Below are 19,232 nucleotides of genomic sequence, written 5' to 3'. Positions count from 1 at the left end.
CCTATCTCTCACAGATCACTTCAGACGCAGTACAGCACAGGCTCCCTAAATCCCCTTACCTGAACCGCTTGCCTGTCCGGCTGGCCGGTGCTCCGTCCGTACGTTCCGGCAAACGGCCGTAGCCTCCCCTGCGGAAGGGCGAAAGTCCTGCTCCGCCCCCGTTTTCCTTTACGGCAAACAGCACCGTTGACAGGGTCAACAGCAGCACCAGCGCCAGATCGGCTATCGCCCGGACGAATGCCGGTTCCATGGACGGCAAGCCGCTTTCCAAGGCCCATCCGGCGAGCAGCCCGGCAATCAAGCCGCCGAGCAAAAAGCTTTTGGCCAGAAACCGGTTGTCGAACACAATGCCAAGCGCAAGCCCGAGCAGGCCGCCCAGCAGCAGCAGCGCCATTACGCGCAGAGCCGCTCTGAACATGCTGTCCTCCGCGGCCCCCGTCCGCTCGCCCAACAAATGCCAATGCTGCTGGTTCGCGTAGATGGTCCCGATCGCTTCCGAGATGCCTTCCGCATCCTGCACCTTGCGGTATGTGCCTCCCGTCGCCTCGGCAAGCTGCTGCAGCAGCCGGTTGCCCTGCTCGTTGCCCGCCGAATCGAGACCGACGGTATATATCCCGTAGCGCTGGGCCACATATGGAGCCGTTACTTCAGCCAGATTCATCTCGCTGTACCCGTCCGAGATCAGAATGACGGCGCCGCGGCCCTCCTGCGTGCCGGAGGACTTCATCTGCTCCATCGCTTGACCGAGCGCCTTGCCGATATCCGTCTGGCCGACAGGCTCGGGCGCGCCGGTCAGCTTGTCGGCGATAAGCTGACGCGAGGCCGCATCCCGCAGACTGGTCAGCGGCTGCAGCCAGGTCGTATCTTCATTAAAGATAGCCACACCGGCTCTCTTGTCGCCCGACATGCCGGTCACAAGCAGCGCAGCCGCTTTCCTGCTCTGATTGTCCGGATCGTTCTGCTTCATGCTCTCCGATGTGTCGAGCAGCAGGACATAATCCCGCGGAGCGGATTTCCTGCCGAGCTCCAGTCCGTACAGCCATTGAAACAGCGCGCCTCCCGCGAACAGCAGCAGCAGCGAAGCCGGGACCAGCCATTTCCAGCCGTCGGCGGCATAGCGCAGCTTCCAGTTCGCTCCGTTCAGGCGCGGCGACAGCGTTTCGGCGAGCAGGCAACCCGCCGCGACGAACAGCGCAAATACGCCAAAGTACAGTCCCATCAGAACGGTTTCATGAACGCTCCCGGTCAGTCTGTCCAGCATCCATTCGCCGGCAGCATAGCCTGCAAGTCCGCCCGCCAACCCTAACGCGACGAGCAGACCGTTCCATTTGCGACGCTTCATCAGTCACCCCTTCTTTCTCCGTGCTCGTGCTCCGCGGCACCCTCCGGCTGTCCCGCTGCAGCAGCCTCCGGTGCTGCCGGCTCCCAATCCGGTTTATGAAAACGGTAGCCGCTCTCCGCATACGTCTCATAAAAACGCCGGCCGTTGCGGTAAATCATCAGATCGTCGCGCCGGAAGCCGCCCATAAGCCTGAGCAGCTCCACGCCGCCGCCTTTGCTTACATGAACGCAGCCCAGCTTGGATTCCCCAAGCTCCCCCGCGTCCATCGCGTACCGGATCAGCTCGCTGTCCGGGTCCCCGAACAAATAGCTTTCCTCGTGGCGATGGCGGTGCGTGAACCGGTATACATCGGCCCGTACGGCCGATTCCTTGTCCAGCGCGCGGCACAAGTCGCGGTACAGCTCCTCCTTGGTGAGCACCTGACGGTTGTCATAGCTGACCGTCACATTCGCACGCTCCAGCAGCTCCTGTTCGAAGGCCTGACTGAACAGGGGATGAGCAAACCAGTCATTCTGCGCCGTCTGCATCAGACGGGCGATATAGGCGTCGTCTCCCTGCTCCAGCAAGCCGGCAAGCGAGCCCATCCGCCGCTCGTCAAACTCAAAACGCTCGCCCCATCGAGATTCCAGCTCGGCCGAGATTCTATCAACCGCCTGCTTGTAATACTCCTCGACGTTGCGGCCCATCTCATCGTTTGCTTCCCTTATGCTCAGCCGGCATGCCTCCGCTAGCCTGCCGGTCAGCTGCTCCAATCGATCGACATACCGCTTAAGCAGCCCGTGCAGCTCCTCCAGCATATGCTCGTAGCGCAGCAGCAGCTCGCGCTTCAACTCCAGAAACAGCAGCTCGCGCTTCAAACCGTACACCCGGTCCAGCAGCGCGCCGACCGTGGTTTTCAGTCCCGCCTTGGCTCCGCCGAACAACCCGAACAGACCGCCGCGGCTCCCGGGAAGCCCGTCCGCGCTTTCTTCATAGACCGCTTCGAGCTCCTCGCGCCCTGCGGCAAGACGGCGGTCGTTCTCCAGCCGCCATTCGCGCACCGCGCCGATCAGACCATGACGCTCATCCGGCGACGTCCAGCGGCAGACGGCATAAACGCCGTAACGCGAGTCTTCGACCAGCCGCTGCCAGATAGCCTGGCGCAGCCTGTCCGCAGGCGCGCCCGCGGACAGGCTCTCCTTCAGCCGCTGGCTCTGCCGGCCGAAAAAATCCCGGGCATTGCTCCCGAACAAGGCGTTCTCGGCCTGACGAAGCGTTTTGCCCCGCAGCGCCGCCGGAGACAACGGCTCATACAGCAGGCCATGCATTTCCTCCACCGGATCGGGCAGCCGGTCCATCGCGGCTTGCGCCAGCGAATCCGTCTGGCCCGCTTCCAGACCAAGCGTCTCGAGCACCTCACGGCCGCTCATGCCCGAGCCGTTTTCCTGCAGCAGTGCGAGCAGTCTGCGATGCAGCGCCAGCAGAACCGTCAAGGCCACCGCCCTGTCCGGCCGCGTGACCTCCGCAAGTCCCGCCGAGGCATAATACGCCTCAGCCGCACCGGGAGGCATCATGCTTTGGCGGAACAATTGATGATTGTAAGGATGAAGACGATTCTCGCCGTCTGCCGTCTGCCGGCAGCGCAGGAAGCTCAGCCGGCAGATGATTCGCGCGCATGCGAGCGTGTCGTCCTCGGCGAACAGCCCCCGTTCGTCCTTGTCGCCCAGCATATAGGCCGTATCGAACAGAGGGCCCGGCCCATAAGCGGATGGAAGCCTGAGACCGTCGCTTGTCACCTGCAAATCCGCTTCATACCTGAAGCTCCGTCGCTGCATGCGATCCAGCTCGTCTAGGAAGGCGACGCTAAGCGCCGCATCCAGCGCATAGCCGCTCTCGGATTGCTTCTCCCGCAGCAGCGTGAACAGATCGGCCGACACAGACCGGAAGCTCTCCCCAAGCACGGAGCGCAGCAGCACCATCACCTCGGGAAGCAGCGCATTCGCCGGGTCCTCGGCTCTGGTAAGCACGGCGGCGTGCACCTGCATCAGCGAGCCGTACAGCCGGCCTCGTTCACCGATCCGCCCGACGAGCTGCCGAAGAACGAGATTCAGCTCCTGCAGCTTCTCCGCGCTGCCGATCATGGCGCGGGACAGCTCGCTTCTGGACGTACGCTTGTCCTGTGCGTCTGCGGACGGCGGCTGCCAGCACAGCAGCTGGCTTCCGGGCACACCATCTGGCGTTCCTGTCCCAATGTATATATACAAGATCCCGTCGGCATGTGTCCACTGCGCCCGGTTCATCTCGAACAAGCGCTCCAATGCCGTCTTCGACCGGTCGCCGACAGCCAGAAACACCAGCGGATGACGGAGATGCCTCCGCTCATCCTCCCCCGGGGACGCGCCGTCCCTCCGCCCCGCATACCGATCTGCAAAGGCTGTCAGACGCTCCTTCATACTCGCTACCTCCCTTGGACCGGACTGCCTGCTTCATCCGGTCCTCTCTCCTACCACTATATAAAGTTTCCGCGCCCCTATTTAAGGCTCCTCACCATCTCGTTTACCTTAACGGCCAGTTCCTTGTAGAAGCGGTACATCTCTTCGCCGTCCGCATAATCGCCGCGGTCATAGTCGAGCGCCGACTTGGCATCCTGATAAACGCCCGCCATATCCTGCAGCTTGGCGACCAGACCGGATACGTCGTCCGAAGCCGTCAGCTGCCGGATGCGGTCGTCCGCCTTGCGCTTCAGCTGCGCCAGCCGCTTGGGCTCAAGCGCCCGTAGCTTGCCGTACATTTCATAGTCCACGAAGCGGCCTGCCTGCATAACGTTCGCCAGCGGCTCCCACGCGTCTTCCTCCGCGCTGTGATCGTAGACATACAGCGCGCCGCGGCGGGTAATCGTACCGGTGTAGATCGCTTCGATATACTGCTTCAGCAGACGCTCCTCGTCCTGATGGGCGGCCAGCACCTGCTCCAGCGCCTCCAGCCGTTCGCGGATTCGCTCATACTTGGCCAGCTCCTCACGCACTTGGCGGAGCTGCTCCGGCGAGCGGATCAGATTCTCCTTCGCCATCTCCTCGCTCACGCTGCCAAAAATATCCTTTACGCTCTCCGTTTCCAGTCCGCGCTCCAGCAAACCGCGCAGCTCCGACACGCAGCGCTTGATCTCGCCGAGATTCGGACGTGCGTCCTGCAGCCGCATATCGTAGCCGGCCAGCCTGCGGTCCAGATCAAACGGTCCGCTCACCGCGCATTCATACCGGTGAATCGTGCCCGAATCGGCCGTTTTCTCCCGGATAATCCCCTGCTTGACCGCACGGTCGAATACGCCCCGAACCTCCGCGTTGTAGCTGCGCACCCGATTGTTCACATACGTATCGCCCCACGACCGCTCGGGAATCGGCGACGGCAGATACGTCCAGTTGATCCGGTCCGTCTGCACCAGATGGCGTCCGATGCCCTCCGGCTCCAAAATCGAGCGTTCGTAGCTTTCCTCATATACCTTAAGCGGCGTATAAAGGAACAGCGGTACGCCGTTTTGCGTGTTCAGCCAGAAAATCCGGTTCTTCACTTCGCTTTCCTTGATCGTAAAGCGCGAGTTCGCGATCGCATTATCCTGGAACGCCCGGATGCCCTTGAATATATTCGGCGCCTTCACCGGAACCGACACGAAGCCCCATGAAGGAAAGTTGAAGTGGCCGGACGAGTTCGACAGATGGAACACCGGCTTCGCTTCCTCATACAGCCGCCCGGCGATGCGCTGCTCCACCAGCTTCTCGATCGAGTCCTCATGGCCGTATTGAATCACGAGGTACTCCTCCATCGACTTGGTGATCAGCTCGCCGAACTGCTCCGTGAGGAAATCCGAGATCGAGCCGACGATATCTACCTCCTGCTCCTTTACCCACTGGTTGGCCTTGGCGAGCAGCTCCTGCGTAAAGTCGCGGATCAGCTCCTGCGAATTGCGGTCCTCCGTCATCCGGCTGATCATCTTGGCCATATCAGGCACGCTGACTACATTCCAATAATACGTTTTATTGCCTTTATGGTCGACCTGCTCTTCCCCGTTCATCAGCAGCTGGCCGTTCTTCTCGAAAATGCGGTTCAGCTCGTTCAGCAGCTCGGTGAACACTTGGTAGATCCGGTTGTTGTCGTTGTTGATCAGCGTATACAGGTCTTCGTAAAATTCGATCATCTGCTCCATTCGCTCGCGGTCGGCATGCATCATATATTCCTGAATTTTAGCTTCGATGTAAGCATCCTTTTTGCGGTCTCTGGAAATAAACGCGCTTTTCGCTTCGCCCAGCTTGTCCCGGGAGCTTTCCTGAGCGGCTTCCAGATCCTGCGGCAGACGCAGCAGATTTTCCTTGAGCGCCTCGATGTACGAGGAGATCAGCTTCAGCAGGCAGAAGCCCTTGTCCTGCAATATGATCCGCGACGCATAAAACGGCCCCTGCTCCGGATGGAGAAATACGCGGGTAATCTGCTCGGTGAACTTTTCCTTGATCTCGCCCGGCAGCTGCTTGCGGCACTTGATATACTCCTCGCGCGCCCGAGACAGGTAGCTCTGCTCCAGCTCGGTGTCGACGTTCACAACCTGCTGCTTCACCACATTCGTATAGCTCAGGCGTTCGCTGTTCTTGTGACCCGGCAGCGGCTCCGGCACCCGCTTGTCGAACTCGCGGTGGATGGAATCCGGATCAAGGCCCAGCTTGTGGGCCAGCTTCTCGACATCCTCCTGCGTAGGACCGGCCTTGAACATCTGATCCATCCGCTGAAACACCTTGTAGGCGAGGAACGTCGTCATCTCCTCAATCGGCAGAACGGCGGACGAAGCGCCCAATATATTGTACTGATAGTTCGCCGCATACGCCTTCGGCATCTGGTTAATGTTCGTGCGGATGTTGCTGATATAGTCATGAATGGCAAATTCTTCGCCCGACGCCTTCTGCTCGCTCGCCATGAAGTTCGTGATGTTCTCCGCCGTCACATTCATGCAGTAGTCGTAGGCGTTCTCCAGCAGCTTGCCTTCCAGATTTGTCGCCGAGATCAAATGGGCCAGATTGAACGGCGGCATCGGCGATTGGACGTTCAGGATGTTCGCGTACTGCTGGCGGAACCGCTCTCCGCGCTCGTCCACGTTCATCCAGTAGTCCAGCTCTTTGAGGGCCGCATAGCCGTTTTTCTTGATATATTCGCGGGAATGCTCAGTCAGGCTTTTGTTGGCCAGATTGACGTCCGGCGTGAACAGATAGCCGAGAATGCCGACCTTGTCAACGCCGGCCGAGCCGTAGTCGCGCTCCAGAATCCCCCGGACGATATACGAAATGTCCAGGAAGCATCCGCTCCCCGTGCCGCCCGACAGGCCCGTCAGGACGAACACCATCAGCTTCTTGTTCGTGCCGACCATCAGCGACTTGATCTTGCGCTCGATCGTCTGGACAACCTGCACGATCTTGGTAAACAGCAGCAGGCGGCCGGCTTGACGGACGCCGGAGGCTCCGTTGATCCCGTCCGTGATTGTCAGCTCAGGCGACAGCCATTCCTTGATGTACGGCTCCAAAATGCTGCGGTTCTGCAGCACGCTGCCGATCTCGGCGTTCGCCAGCAGGACGAACTCGGTCATCGGGTCCAGCCCGACTCCCTTGTAGCGCTTGCCGCGGTCATGCTCATTCGTCTCGAAAGCGAGGAACTCAATATTGTCCGGCTTCTCGCGTTTCTTCTTCGTATGCGGGTCCTCCGGAAGCTTGAAGCGCCGGTTGACCTGGTACTTCAGGCGCAGCAGCGCGTCGATGCCCGTACCCCCAAGACCGATGACCAGCATCGGATTGTCTATCGTGTCGACCCGGATCTTCTCGCTGACGATCCCTCCGCCCAGCGAAACGTCGAGCTGTTGAATATGTTCTCTTACGACTGCTTTCATCGCGCAACCCCTCCTGTGGGAACATTCACTTGATATATTCGAGTGTCACCGAACGGTGAACGCCTCCTAGCATGATGCGGATGCGATCGCCGGCCCGCAGCTCCTTGCCCTGCGCGGCCTCCAGCACGCGCCCGCCCTTCTCGATGACGCAGGCGGTCCCGTTCTGCAGCAGCAGATTGTCCCCCGGCGCCGGGCGGAAGACGATATCCTTCGTTTCGGCGAATTCGGGCGCGAGCTGGAGCAGCTGATGCAGCGTAACCTTGCCCTTGAACGTATTCAGCTTGCGGTACTGCGGCGATGTCCGCTCGCCCGTATCCTCATCGCGCACCTCGATAACGACTTGTCCGACGAAACCCTTATTGGCTTTGCGCCACTGGCTCAGCGCATACAGCGCCGCTGCCGCCAGGACCAGCACGCCCGCTCCGACGGCCGCCCATCGGCCGGCTCCAAGCCCCTTCTCCGCCGCTTCGCCGCCCTCCGCAGGGGCCGGGCTTGTCGGCTGCGCCGGTGCGCCGGAGAGCGCCGACAGCTTGACCGGTTCAGTCTCCCTGACGTAACCCGCATCCTCCGCTTTCACCACGAGCTCATACTCATGCGCCTCGGGGAGCTTGTAGCTTCCCGAGATGCCTTGGGCGCCGGCTGTCAGCGGTATCTCCTCCGACTTGCCGCTCTGGATATCCTTAACCACGAGCGTTGCTTTCAGGTTTTTGTATAGCTCCGCATCTGCGGCCTTCTGCCCGCCGGACTCCAGATACGCCTTGACTGCAACATCTTCCCCCCGTTTCCACGTCTTAGAGGGCAAAGGCTCCATTTGCAGCTTCAGATCGTAGTTATAGACCAGGCTGATCTTGATTTTATCCTTGGGCAGGCCTTTGACCTGCAGCTTCCAGGTTCCTTGCGCCGGCTGCACGATCTTGAGCAGCGTGTAAGCCTTCGAGGAGGTATAGACGACCTTGTCCGATGGAATCGCGACCGCCTTGCCCTGAGGATCGGCCAGCTTCACCTCGACCGGAGAGCCGGATATGAGCGAGATGTTAGCCTCCCTGACGCTGGCATTCGGAATATCGATTGTGACCTCCTGATAAGCGCCGTTAGCCGTCAGATCCTGGACCGGCACCACCTTCAGATTCAGATGGCGGGCATAAATTTCGCTGAGAATGCCCGGCAGATCGTCGGCCGAGCTCGTGACGAACGACTTGGCTCCGGTGTCGGCGGCAATTTTGTCCAGCACGGCTTTATTCAGCTGCCCGTCGGCGTTCAGGCCGATCGTGTAAACAGGGATGCCCTTTGCCTTGGCGCGCTCCACCGCAGCCGCCAGCTCCTTATCCGACTGCTCCTGCGTCCGGCCTGCCGGCAGCGAGTTGTTGCCGTCGGTGAGGAGCACAACGACCGGGGTGTGAGCCGGATCGGCGCCGTTTTCCAGCACCTTGACCGCCTCGCTCACGCCGACGGCCAGATCGGTGTAGGGGCCGCGGTCCAGCTGGTCGATAAATCCCTTCAGGCTCTGCTTGTCCGCCGCCGACTTCATCTCCAGCAGCGCCTTCTCGCGCATAATGCGGTCCGTGTATGCAACGACGCCGATCTTGTCGCCCTGCACCGACGCCATATCGACGAACAGCTTCACGGCTTCGAAGCTGACCTTGTTCACATCGCTCTCATTCATGGATGTGCTGACGTCGACCGACAGCACGGCATCCATTCTCGCATCTCCGGCCGGAGAAGCGGCAGTCGCCGCAACAGCCTGCAGAGGGAGCAGGGCCAACAGCAGCGGCAGCATGGCACGAAGCCATAAGCGGTTTATATTCACAGCGGTTCATTCCTCCATCGCTGGCGCCCCTTGATGTCAAGCGCCGGTCTTGTAGTATTTTGCCGAATACGGTTGTACAATGAGTAGGACTACCGTTTGTAACTTTATATATTATCTGGTCCTAAATTAAAACGCTACTTAAACATTCCTTAAAATTTGCTAAAGATTTTCAGGAGCATATTTCCATATTCGACCGAAATGGAGGTTCTCATGCTGACTTTGCTCGTTTTGCTGGCGGCCGTCCTGTTCGCAGGGTTCCGGCTGCTGACGTTCGTCTACTACAAAAAACACGATATTTCGCTTTCCCGCATCGACAGCGAGCTGGCCGAACGCTTCGCTCATCCCGATAGCGCCGATCGTTCCGAAAGCGGCGATCCGGGCCGGATATCTTGAGTCTAACCGAACCTCATGACGGAGGGAACCCATGAATTCGAAAAAAACCGTACGTTTTAGTAAGACGGTGCGAACGGACTATTTGTTTCAACGTTTGCGCCAATGTTCGCGCTGCGGCTCCTATACCTCCCTCGAGCAGGAGGACTGCTCCGGGTGCGGCTCCCGGAGCTCCTGGATGACCCTGCCGAAGCCTGCCGAAGCAGCGGCCCGCCAGCGCGGCTACACGGATATGCTGGTGATCGGCATCCTTGCCGCCGCCGGCGTCATCGTGGCCCGCAGCTTCACGGAGATCGCGGCCGCTCTGGCCGGCGGACTTATCCTGATCGCGGGATACGCCAAAATTCGCCATGCGTACGAGCCCTATATCTTTAGACGTACGTTATCCCGCCTACTCCTGCAAGAGCATGAACAAATTCGTCTCGGCCTGCTGCAGGACATCGACAAGGCGGAAACCGCTCTGAAAGGCGAGGACTTCAAGACGGCGTATGAGAAGTTCCGCGAAATCGGCTATTTCATCCCGGACAACCCGATCCGGCTGCTTAAGCTGATGTGCCTGGGCCGGTTTATTTTGCGCAGCGACATGGAGCTTGAGCTGACCACGCTCATCCCGAACCGGTTCGACACGGACTTCACCGCCTATTTGCTGGATGTCGGACGGATCAAGCCCCGGCTGATCGAGCGCCCGGCTATCGATTACGTCGTCAAGTACCGCAGCGAGATCGAGCGGCTGCCGTACGGAGCGGAGATTCTGACGGCGGCGGCGGGAGCCGCGCTGCGCATCAAGAGCCATCTGCTCCAGTATCGCGGGCTTGTGCTCGACTACATCGATCTGCTCCCGGATGAACGGCTCCAGCGGCTTCAGCGGCTGGCGGCCGAGCTCGCGGCTGACCATCCAGAGCTGCTCCAGCGCGTGCAGCAGGCAGCCAGCCGACGCTCCGGCGGCTCGATTCCCGCCGGCGGTGAAGCCGGTCCAGCCGCTTCTCCGAGCGCCGACCCGGACGCGGAAGCCGGCGGCCATCACCAATATGATCAAAGGCGGGAACGTTTGTGAGTGGTTTTACGTATCAACGTGCGTACCGTTTCAGGAAGGCGGCGACCGTCCTGCTGGCCGTCACCGCTGCCGCCGCCGGCTGGAAAACCTATGATGCGGCCCAAGCCGCGCGCGCCTTCGATCAGGCGCGGTCGCTGCATATGGCCGGGCAGCTGCCGGAAGCCGAAGCGCTGTATGTGAAAGCCGGTTCGATCCGGGGCTTCGACTATCACCGGGACGAGATCGCCTCCGCGCTGGCCGAGCTGCAGCCCATCGTCCATATGATGCGGACGGTACAGAGTCTGTCGCAAGCCGCGGCCTCCGCAGCAGCCGCCAAAGACGTCTCCGCGCTGGCGAAAACGCATAGCGATTGGCAAGCGGCGAGGCAGCAGATAGCCGCGCTGGGAGCCGCGCACGCGGAGCGGTTCGCCCAGGCTGTGCAGGAAGCCTCGCTGGAAGCCCAGCTTGCCACCGGCTTTGCCGACGCCCGCAAGGCGGCGGAGAAGCGGATCGCCGGCGCCAAGGCCGCGGACGATGTCAGCACGGCCGCAGCCGAGCTGATCCTCATTCCAGCCGTGTACTATGGAGGCGATCCAGCGAAGCTGAAGGCAATCAACGCGCTGCTGCAGCCGCGCGATATCGCCCGGCTGGACACCTTGGCCCGGACGAAGCCGTATGTGGAGGTATGGAAGCAGGGCGAGGAGCTTCGGACCTTCTACGAGCGCCAAGGCTGGGAAGCGGCGTGGATGGCTCCGAAACTGGAGAAGCTGGCCCTCGGTACGCTTTCCATTCTGGAGAAACAGGATCTGGAAAAATTTCTCGAAGCTGCCCGTCAGCTGAAAGCTTACCCCGTCTGGGCCGGACCCGGCAGCAAGATCGAAGCGAACGTTCAGTCGGTCGTCGAAGCCCGGATGAAAAAAGCGGCTTCCCTATCGGCCGGCGGCAAGCATGCGGACGCCATCGCGCTGTACAAGACGCTGGGCAGCTACCGGGACACGTCGGCAGAGCTGCGGGCGGCGGAGCTTCAGCAGCTCGCAGCCGACCCGGCGAAGCTGCTGACGGCGGCGGGCGCGGACGGCAAGCTGACCGCCGTCACTGCCCTGAAGGCCGCGGCAGGTCAAGTCCAGGCGGCTGCGCTGGACGGCGCAGGGACGCGTCTGCTGCTCGCCCAGCTGGCAGCAGACGGCGGCCTGTCGCTGCACGAGGCTGCCCTCGATACCGCCGTCCGCCAAGTGACTATCCGTTATTCCGAGCTGAGCGGTCCGGACGGCAGCAAGCTGCTGCTGCTCGAAGGATCATCCGCTCGCCGCAGCGCCAGATATGTGCTGCTGCTGGTCGCGGAGAACGGCTCGCTGCGCCGGGTGCTGGACGTGGAAGCCGACGCTTTGTCCTCGAACGGCAAGGGAGAGCTGACCGCTACGCGTCCCTGGATCGCCCCGGATTCTTCCGGGAACGTCCAGCCGGATCGCGGGCACTACAGATTCGAGGATGACCGGTACCGGCTCATCCGCACCGAATCCGAGCCTCGCGAGCCGGAAGACAACCGCAGCGGCCGTCCGTCCTCCGACTCTGCCGCGAACCCTTCACCCGGCTCGCCCCCGGCCGGCGGCCCGGCGGAGCCCGGCGGCGGCAACCGGCAGAAGCCGCCTCGGGAAACCGCCGAGCCGGGAAGCCCGGCTTTGGACACGCCGGCCGGCGGCAAGCCTGCCGCAAGACGGGATGCGCCGGCCGGGTGAGCGGCCGTACCCGGCCCCCGGCGCAGCGGGATAAACGCCTTACGGCGTCTTATAGATGCCGTGCGTCTGCTAAAAATCGGACAATCATTAAAGTCTATTTCTGTCAATTTAAGAAAGCCTGACGCAAAGAAAAACGTGAGGCTGATGGTGCGGAACTGTATCGGAACTGACTGACTCTTAAAGCCTCCCGCGACTTTGTCATTCTTACGGAACTCAGCGACCTTACTCGGGCAAATAGAGCGAAAAGGGAATTCCGATGACGCTGCCCCGGAATTCCCTTATGTGGCGCCTGTACCGGTCTCCCGGTCGGCCAGGTATGTAATATCGTCAGCCGTGATCGGCGGCGGCCCTGAGCTGCAGCGCCGAGCGCATACATACACGCCTCAGCACACCGGGACGCTCATTCGCATCCATTCGCAGGAAGTCGTCATGCGTCCAGAGCTGCAGCAAGGCGTTTTTGGCCGCACGGACCGCCATGTCCTCACTGCGCAGAATCATCAGGCATATCGCGTAGCAATCATTCTCATGCTCTCTCAAGATGGATAATCGGTGATCCCTGTTCATGCCGGCTTCCCTCTTCTCCTTAACCCTTGCTCGCATCAGTGCATGCTTGAAGCCATTGTAGAATGTGGATCGCCAATCTGTGTAGTACTATCTTTATCTAGTACCTTTTATATACCGCTTAAGGAGGTCTTCATGCAAAACTGGATTACAGCTTTCATGGAGCAGTACGGCTATGCCGGCATCCTGTTCATGATTGCGCTGGAAAATGTATTCCCGCCCATTCCTTCGGAAGTCGTGCTCACGTTCGGCGGCTTTATGACGACGACATCCGAGCTGACGGTCGCCGGCGTCGTCGCAGCCGCGACCGCCGGCTCCGTGCTTGGCGCCGTCATCCTGTACGCGATCGGACGAATTCTCGATGTGGAGCGATTGGAGAGCATCGTTGACCGCTGGGGCGGCTGGCTCCGCGTCACCAAGGACGATATCCGCAAGGCGGACGCCTGGTTCGACAAGTATGGGTACTGGACGGTGTTGTTCTGCCGGATGATTCCGCTGATCCGCAGTCTGATCTCCATTCCCGCCGGTATGTCCGGCATGAACTTCTGGATGTTCCTGCTGTTCACGACGATCGGAACGTTTATCTGGAACATCGTGCTTGTCTCCGTAGGCGCCGCCGTCGGCGATTCCTGGGAGCAAATCGTACATATGATGGATGTGTATGCCAATATCGCTTATGCCCTCATCGCCCTTGGTCTGCTGGCTGTTCTGTATATGCTGCTGCGCCGCCGGCGCGGTGCCGGGAAGCCGCGGAAGTAGGCGCGCAAAGCTGCTTTCGGACGGCACCTCGGTGATTCGGGCCATAGTCATGGCGGGCCGGCGGGCTTACCTTGGGTCGCTCAACCGCCGAAGGAGCCCGGTCCCTTCAGCATCGGAGCGCATAAGCTGAAGCAAGCACCGGCTATTCGCTCAGCCCGCTCCGGGAGGCAGGTGAACCGCCATGATCAAATTCGAGCATATATTGAAAGTATTGGCCGACGACAAGGACATGCAGAAGATGTTCAAGGATATGGAGAAGCTCGAGAAGGAAATGACCTCGCTGCACAAAAGCATGCAGGCATTGATCAATAAACAAAAATTGTCCTGACTGGCGCAGTGATCCGTCCGCGCCAACGGGCAACAGGGCTGCGCGATTACCGCGCAGCCCTGTCTGTGCTCTGCTTATTTCTTCTGGGTTTTGGCCCATTCGTCCAACTGCCTCTGCTTCTCGGCGATGATCTTGTCCAGGCCGGCCGCTTTCAGCTTCTCCACGAATTTCGGGATGTAGACCTCCGGATCGAGCGTACCTGTGTACAGACCGCCGGTGAATTCAGTAACGACGTTATTGGTGGCGGCAATCTCGTTCTTGACCTTCTCCGGATCGAAGACGAAGCCGAGAGCGATGGATTTTTGCGCGCCTTCGTTAAACTTCTTGTATTTATCCCAGATTTGCGGATCTTCTGTCTTCCAGATGTAAGAGTTCAGCTGGTTGCCGAACATCCACGGCAGATTCAGATTGTAACCGACACTGGCGGCATCCACGCCCGGCGGATAATCTATTATGTTATCGCCGGCCTTGGCATAATGCTTGCCTTCGATCCCCCAATCCAGCAGGTTCAGCAGGTATTTGTCCGTGTACAGCAGGTTCAGGAACATCATCGCTCTGTCCGGATCCTTGGATGTGTTTGGAATGGCGAACATCGCGCTAGTCGTATCGCCTGTCGTCGTGTATGGCTTAGTCAGCTCGACCGTCGTCATCGGCATGCCGGTATTGCGTGTTTCCTGCATATCGAAGCCCGGCTTCATGGATTCCCCGTAAGCGAATGCTTTGCCAGCCTTGACCGCCAGGAACTCGCTGTCTTTATTCGTAGAGCCGTCTTTGTTAATGTAGCCGAGCTTATACCACTTGTGCATCAGCTTCGTCGCTTCCAGAAACTGCGGAGTTTCAAACATATTGATAACCTTCAGTTCCTTGCTGTTGCGGTCGAGCACGCCCGGACCGTCCCCAAGCATATCGAACATGCCGTAGCCAAGGATAGCGCTTGCCGGAGAGCGGTCGCTTTTAACCTGCAGCGGGGTGATACCGGGCTCGGATTCCTTGATCTTCGCGAAGATCGGCTCCAGATCCTTCAGCTCCTTCACGGCCGTCAGATCGAATCTATATTTCTCGACCAAATCCTTCCGCATGACGACGCCCTTCGTAGCCGCAAACTCCTTATTCGCCACTACGCCGTAAGACTTGCCGTTCAGCTTGCCGCCTTCGACATAAGCCGGGTCGAGCACACTCTTGATGCCTTGGCCGTGCTTGGCAATCAGATCGTCAAGCGGGATAATCTGGCCCTTGGCCGCCTGCTGGCCAAGACCGTACCAGGATGCGGTGAACATCAGGTCGAACTGCTCTTGCGAAGCGAACATCAGGTTCGTCTTATTTTGCCATGCGCCCCAGTCGATCGGACGGATTTCGATAGTTGCATTGATTTTTTCGGTCAAATACTTGCTCATTTCGTCCTGGACCAGAGGCAGGTCCTTAGGCACGACGCCTGACGGGAAGATCATGACCAGCTTGTAAGGCTTAAGATCCGATCCGGTTCCGGTTTGCGCCGAATTCGCCGTCGTTTTCGGCTCTTCCTTGGCCGGAGCCGAGCCTTGCTCGGCAGGTTTGGCCGTGCTGCAAGCAGCCAGCATGGTGGACCACAGCAGCATGGTGGATAGAGCCAGCTGAGTCCCTTTTTTGATACGTAACATGGAATAACCCCTCCGTCAACTTGAAATTGGCTGATCCTTTTCTATGATAAACCGGCCGGTTAAGCCGGCATTATCCTTTCACAGCGCCTACCGTGAGGCCTTTGACAAAATATTTCTGGAAGAACGGGTAAGCGAGCACGATCGGACCGATTCCGATAATCGCCATCGCCATACGGACCGTTTCGGTCGGGAGACTGGCAATAATTTGCGAAGCGTTATTGTTGCGCGTGTTCTGGGCCAGAAATTGAATGTTCAAAAGGATTTTGTTCAGCAGGTACTGCAGGCTGTACAGCTTCGAATCGGTCAGAAAGACCAGAGAGTTGAACCAGTCATTCCAGTAAGACAGCGTATAGAACAGTCCGATCGTGGCGAGCACCGGCGTCGAGAGTCTTATGACAATTTGGAAAAATATCCTGAATTCCCCCGCTCCGTCCATGTAGGCCGATTCGATAAGCGCCGGCGGAATCGAAGTGCTGAAGAAGGTGCGCATAATCAGGATATAGAAGCCATTGATCAGCAACCCCGGGATAATGAGACTCCATACGGTATCCTTCAAGTTAATCAGCTGCGTGAAGACGAGGTACCAGGGCACCAAGCCGCCGTTGAACAGCATCGTGAAGAAGACGAAGAAGGCCAGCTTGTTCCGGTAAGGGAAGTCGCGCCGGGACAGCGGATAAGCAAGAAGAGCCGAAAGCAGCAGCCCTGCCGCCGATCCTGCGATCGTCACGAAAATCGTTACGCCGTAAGCCCGGACAATCGTCATCGAATCGAGAAACAAATAACTGTAGGCCTCCAAGCTCAGCTTCTCGGGGATAAATGAATAACCGTTGCGGGCAATCGTCGTCTCGTCCGTAATCGAAACCATAAAGACGAGCAGAATCGGCAGAATCGTCGAACAGGCGATCAGCCAGAACAGGACATGCAGATACCACGGCGTTTTGCCTTGATGCTCCATGATGTTGAGCTCCTTTCTCTAAAATAGCGCTTGATCGCGGTTCACGCGGCGGACAATCAAGTTCGAGCACATGACCAGCACAAAACCTACGATCGACTGATAAAGACCTGCGGCGGAGGACATTCCCAGATCCCCGAGCTGCAATAACCCTCGGTATACATACGTATCGATAACGTTCGTTACCGGAAGCAGCGTTCCCGAATCGAGCGGCACCTGGTAAAACAACCCGAAGTCCGAGTAGAAGATGCGGCCGATCTGCAGCAGCACCATCGTGATGATGACCGGTGTTACAAGCGGCAGCGTAATGTGGATAATCTGCTGCCATTTGCCGGCTCCATCCATGACGGCGGCTTCATAGTACTCATAATCGATGCCGACGATCGCCGCGATGTAGACGACGCAGAAGTAACCGACGCTTTTCCACGTATTGACGATGATCAGAATATACGGCCAATACTTCGGTTCGTGATACCAGAGGATCGGATCGATATGGAACCAGGCCAGGATGTACTTGTTGATGAAGCCATACTCGGCGCTCAGCATGCTGAAGGTCAGATAGGCGACGATAACCGCGGAAAGGAAGTACGGCAGCAGCAGCGCGCTCTGATAAAACTTTTTGGCCAGGCTGCGCTTCACTTCATTCAGCAAAATAGCCAGCCCTACGGAGCAGGCAAGGGTAATGACGATGAAGGCGAAGTTGTACAAAATCGTATTGCGCGTGATGACAAACGCGTCCGATGTGCCGAACAAATACTCGAAGTTTTTCAAGCCGACCCAGTCGCTTCTCCAGATTCCCTTGGCGTAGTTGATGTCCTTGAAGGCAATCAAGGTGCCCAGCATCGGCACATAGTTGTTTAGCAGCAGATACACGGCACCCGGCAGGACCATGACCCACAGGGCCCAAAATCTGCGCATATGCTTGAAGCCTCGCCCACGGCGCGCCGTGTTGGTTGCATTCATGCCTTTTCCAGCTCCTTTCTTTTCCGATTCGTTTTCTGATTGTTACTCTTTCTTCGCTTGCTCTTCTTTAATTATAGATGGGGCAGTTTGAGCCACCTACCACTATTGAGACATGAAATGACATGATTGTGACTACTGCGCGGCCGCTGCCTGGGAAGCTGAAGCCGGCAAACATCCGGACAGCACAAGGCCGCACGAATTTCTCCATGCGGCTCCTGTCTAACGTTATTTTTTGCGGTATTCCTGGGGAGTGACGCCATACACCCGCTTGAACATCCGGGCAAAATGCGAGAAGTTGCCGTAGCCGAGGTGAACGGCTATCTGGCTGACCGGCTGATCCGTTTCGAGCAGCCAGTCAGCGGCCAGCTTCATCCGCTCCTGCAATACGAAGTCGGAGAGCGAATGCCCGGTTTCCTTGCGGAACAGCCGGGATATGTAGGCCGGATTCAAGAAGACATGCGCGGCCAGATCCTCCCGCGAGAAATCCACATGCAGGTTCTCCGAGATGTAGGCCTTCATCTTGTCCACGATCGAGTTGGTCGGACGCTTCGCGGACAGCAGTCCGTCGACAGTCACGACCATGCTGCGCATCCATAGTCCGAGTTCGCCTAGCGAGCGGGTGGCATGCGCGATTCCGGGCAGCGCCCCTTCCCGGTGCAGCAGCTGCGCATCGATCCCTTTGCGGTGCAGCACATAGTACACCACCTGCAGGAAGCTGTGGTACAGATCCTCCAGCGCTTCCACTGAAACCTGCCGGCGTCCGAGCTCATGCAGCGTCTCATCGATCAGTCCGGTTAGCGTCGCCAAATCTCCCTTCTCGAACCAGTCGGCCCAGTGCAGCAGTTGTACCGGAGCACGGGAAGCGCCCTCCGTTCCTTCCCGGCTTCCTCCGTACACCAGCACGCTGCCGAGCCGCGTCACATTGCGATGCTCCCAATCCAGCAGGCTGTGATACGATTCCATCATGTTCTGCAGCCGGACAACCTCACCGATATAGCAAGAAAGCGTCGCGTACAAATACCGGCTGCAGGAAGCGATGTACGCTTCGCACGCCAGCGCCGTTTCATCTGCGAGGCGCGAAGCTTCATCGGCCGACGCATAGAGGAAAATGACCATGTTCCCCCGGTGATCCTCGACGACATGCCCCGCCCGGCTGCCTACGATCATCTCCTCGGCCGCATTGCGCAGCGCAAAGGTCATAATTTCCTCGTCCCGCTCGTTGAACGGCTGCGACCACTGCTCGACGCTGACCAGCACGAGCAGGATATGACGGCCCAGCTCGACAGGCAGCTGGTAGTCCGTCATCGCGCTATCGAAGGTCTTCTCGCTCGGCAGCAGCCGTTGGCTCAAAATATCCTGCCAGAACCGCTCGATCAGCGCCGTCTTCTTGTTCTCCCAGAGGCTGCGGTATTTCTTCAGATGCTCCGTGGATTCGATACTCTCCCGTTTCTCGCGGATGCCCTCCAGCGCCTTGGCCACCACGTTCTCCAGCTCGCTGAAAATGACCGGCTTCAGCAGATAATCGTAGCTGCCGAGCTGGACCGCCTTCTGGGCAAATGAAAATTCCGCATGGCAGGTCAAGAAGATGACCGTGACCTCCGGCTTATGAGCCCGCACCCACTCGACCAGCTGCAGCCCGTTCTCCTCCGGCATCTCGATATCGCACAGCATCAGATCGATGGACAGCTGCAGCAAGCTTTTCTTGGCTTCCTCGGCGTGATAAGCCTCGATCACCTCCGAGATGCCAAGCCGCTCCCAATTGACGCCGGACATCATTCCCTTCACCGCAAATAACTCGTCGTCGACCAGCAATACCCTGTACACG

General features: G+C 59.0%; 14 protein-coding genes. 5 read left to right on the top strand and 9 right to left on the bottom strand.

The window, feature by feature from the left end:
- Nucleotides 1–55: 55 nt before the first annotated feature.
- From BLR08_RS17540 to BLR08_RS17525, 4 genes are all read right to left on the bottom strand, one after another.
- Nucleotides 56–1,342, bottom strand: coding sequence for a vWA domain-containing protein (locus BLR08_RS17540; protein ID WP_072333068.1), 1,287 nt, complete (start codon nt 1,340–1,342; stop codon nt 56–58).
- Entirely contained in the window at nt 1,342–3,774 is a 2,433-nt protein-coding gene (locus BLR08_RS17535; RefSeq protein WP_072333071.1) for a hypothetical protein, read from the bottom strand. The genes BLR08_RS17540 and BLR08_RS17535 overlap by 1 nt, the downstream gene beginning before the upstream one ends.
- A 77-nt stretch (nt 3,775–3,851) precedes the next feature.
- Complete coding sequence (locus BLR08_RS17530) at nt 3,852–7,241, bottom strand: tubulin-like doman-containing protein (protein WP_072333074.1); 3,390 nt, start codon at nt 7,239–7,241, stop codon at nt 3,852–3,854.
- A gap of 25 nt (nt 7,242–7,266) precedes the next feature.
- Nucleotides 7,267–9,018 carry a vWA domain-containing protein gene (locus BLR08_RS17525; protein ID WP_072333378.1) on the bottom strand — a complete coding sequence of 584 codons (1,752 nt, stop codon included), beginning with the start codon at nt 9,016–9,018 and terminating at the stop codon, nt 7,267–7,269.
- Between the two features lie 240 nt (nt 9,019–9,258).
- Between BLR08_RS17525 and BLR08_RS17520 the strand changes: the two genes are divergently transcribed.
- From BLR08_RS17520 to BLR08_RS17510, 3 genes are read left to right on the top strand one after another with little or no spacing between them, the layout of a single operon-like run.
- Complete coding sequence (locus BLR08_RS17520) at nt 9,259–9,441, top strand: hypothetical protein (protein ID WP_072333078.1); 183 nt, start codon at nt 9,259–9,261, stop codon at nt 9,439–9,441.
- Nucleotides 9,442–9,472: 31 nt separating this feature from the next.
- On the top strand, nt 9,473–10,492 hold the full coding sequence (locus BLR08_RS17515; RefSeq protein WP_072333081.1) for an RNA-dependent RNA polymerase family protein: 1,020 nt from the start codon (nt 9,473–9,475) through the stop codon (nt 10,490–10,492).
- Nucleotides 10,489–12,207 carry a hypothetical protein gene (locus BLR08_RS17510; RefSeq protein WP_072333084.1) on the top strand — a complete coding sequence of 573 codons (1,719 nt, stop codon included), beginning with the start codon at nt 10,489–10,491 and terminating at the stop codon, nt 12,205–12,207. Before BLR08_RS17515 ends, BLR08_RS17510 begins: the two co-directional genes overlap by 4 nt.
- A gap of 327 nt (nt 12,208–12,534) precedes the next feature.
- Here BLR08_RS17510 and BLR08_RS17505 read toward each other — a convergent pair whose 3' ends face one another.
- On the bottom strand, nt 12,535–12,771 hold the full coding sequence (locus BLR08_RS17505) for a hypothetical protein (RefSeq protein ID WP_072333087.1): 237 nt from the start codon (nt 12,769–12,771) through the stop codon (nt 12,535–12,537).
- A 132-nt stretch (nt 12,772–12,903) separates the two neighbouring features.
- On the opposite strand from BLR08_RS17505, the gene BLR08_RS17500 reads away from it, so the two are divergent.
- On the top strand, nt 12,904–13,527 hold the full coding sequence (locus BLR08_RS17500) for a DedA family protein (protein WP_072333090.1): 624 nt from the start codon (nt 12,904–12,906) through the stop codon (nt 13,525–13,527).
- 181 nt (nt 13,528–13,708) lie between these two features.
- Complete coding sequence (locus BLR08_RS31185) at nt 13,709–13,855, top strand: hypothetical protein (RefSeq protein ID WP_176835546.1); 147 nt, start codon at nt 13,709–13,711, stop codon at nt 13,853–13,855.
- Between the two features lie 74 nt (nt 13,856–13,929).
- On the opposite strand, the gene BLR08_RS17495 is transcribed toward BLR08_RS31185, so the two are convergent.
- The 4 genes from BLR08_RS17495 to BLR08_RS17480 all read right to left on the bottom strand — a co-directional run bounded on the left by BLR08_RS17495 (nt 13,930) and on the right by BLR08_RS17480 (nt 19,231).
- Nucleotides 13,930–15,492 (bottom strand): ABC transporter substrate-binding protein, encoded by a 1,563-nt coding sequence (locus BLR08_RS17495; protein WP_072333093.1) that lies wholly within the window; start codon nt 15,490–15,492, stop codon nt 13,930–13,932.
- A 70-nt stretch (nt 15,493–15,562) separates the two neighbouring features.
- Complete coding sequence (locus tag BLR08_RS17490) at nt 15,563–16,447, bottom strand: carbohydrate ABC transporter permease (protein WP_072333096.1); 885 nt, start codon at nt 16,445–16,447, stop codon at nt 15,563–15,565.
- An 18-nt stretch (nt 16,448–16,465) separates the two neighbouring features.
- Nucleotides 16,466–17,407 carry an ABC transporter permease gene (locus BLR08_RS17485; protein ID WP_072333099.1) on the bottom strand — a complete coding sequence of 314 codons (942 nt, stop codon included), beginning with the start codon at nt 17,405–17,407 and terminating at the stop codon, nt 16,466–16,468.
- A gap of 225 nt (nt 17,408–17,632) precedes the next feature.
- A complete protein-coding gene (locus BLR08_RS17480; protein ID WP_072333102.1) occupies nt 17,633–19,231 on the bottom strand; it encodes a helix-turn-helix domain-containing protein in 1,599 nt (532 codons plus the stop codon).
- Nucleotide 19,232: the final 1 nt, after the last annotated feature.

It is taken from the genome of Paenibacillus sp. cl123 (assembly GCF_900101595.1).
In the GTDB taxonomy this organism is placed as follows: Bacteria; Bacillota; Bacilli; order Paenibacillales; family NBRC-103111; genus Paenibacillus_G.
The sequence above is the reverse complement of the archived record's forward strand: the minus strand, read 5'-3'. Positions and strand labels throughout refer to the sequence as shown.

Coding starts and splice junctions, on each gene's coding strand:
- BLR08_RS17495 (WP_072333093.1), bottom strand. CDS start 15,492: ATGTTACGTATCAAAAAAGGGACTCAGCTGGCTCTATCCACCATGCTG.
- BLR08_RS17540 (WP_072333068.1), bottom strand. CDS start 1,342: ATGAAGCGTCGCAAATGGAACGGTCTGCTCGTCGCGTTAGGGTTGGCG.
- BLR08_RS17505 (WP_072333087.1), bottom strand. CDS start 12,771: ATGAACAGGGATCACCGATTATCCATCTTGAGAGAGCATGAGAATGAT.
- BLR08_RS17530 (WP_072333074.1), bottom strand. CDS start 7,241: ATGAAAGCAGTCGTAAGAGAACATATTCAACAGCTCGACGTTTCGCTG.
- BLR08_RS17515 (WP_072333081.1), top strand. CDS start 9,473: ATGAATTCGAAAAAAACCGTACGTTTTAGTAAGACGGTGCGAACGGAC.
- BLR08_RS17525 (WP_072333378.1), bottom strand. CDS start 9,018: ATGCTGCCGCTGCTGTTGGCCCTGCTCCCTCTGCAGGCTGTTGCGGCG.
- BLR08_RS17485 (WP_072333099.1), bottom strand. CDS start 17,407: ATGAATGCAACCAACACGGCGCGCCGTGGGCGAGGCTTCAAGCATATG.
- BLR08_RS17500 (WP_072333090.1), top strand. CDS start 12,904: ATGCAAAACTGGATTACAGCTTTCATGGAGCAGTACGGCTATGCCGGC.
- BLR08_RS17520 (WP_072333078.1), top strand. CDS start 9,259: ATGCTGACTTTGCTCGTTTTGCTGGCGGCCGTCCTGTTCGCAGGGTTC.
- BLR08_RS31185 (WP_176835546.1), top strand. CDS start 13,709: ATGATCAAATTCGAGCATATATTGAAAGTATTGGCCGACGACAAGGAC.
- BLR08_RS17535 (WP_072333071.1), bottom strand. CDS start 3,774: ATGAAGGAGCGTCTGACAGCCTTTGCAGATCGGTATGCGGGGCGGAGG.
- BLR08_RS17490 (WP_072333096.1), bottom strand. CDS start 16,447: ATGGAGCATCAAGGCAAAACGCCGTGGTATCTGCATGTCCTGTTCTGG.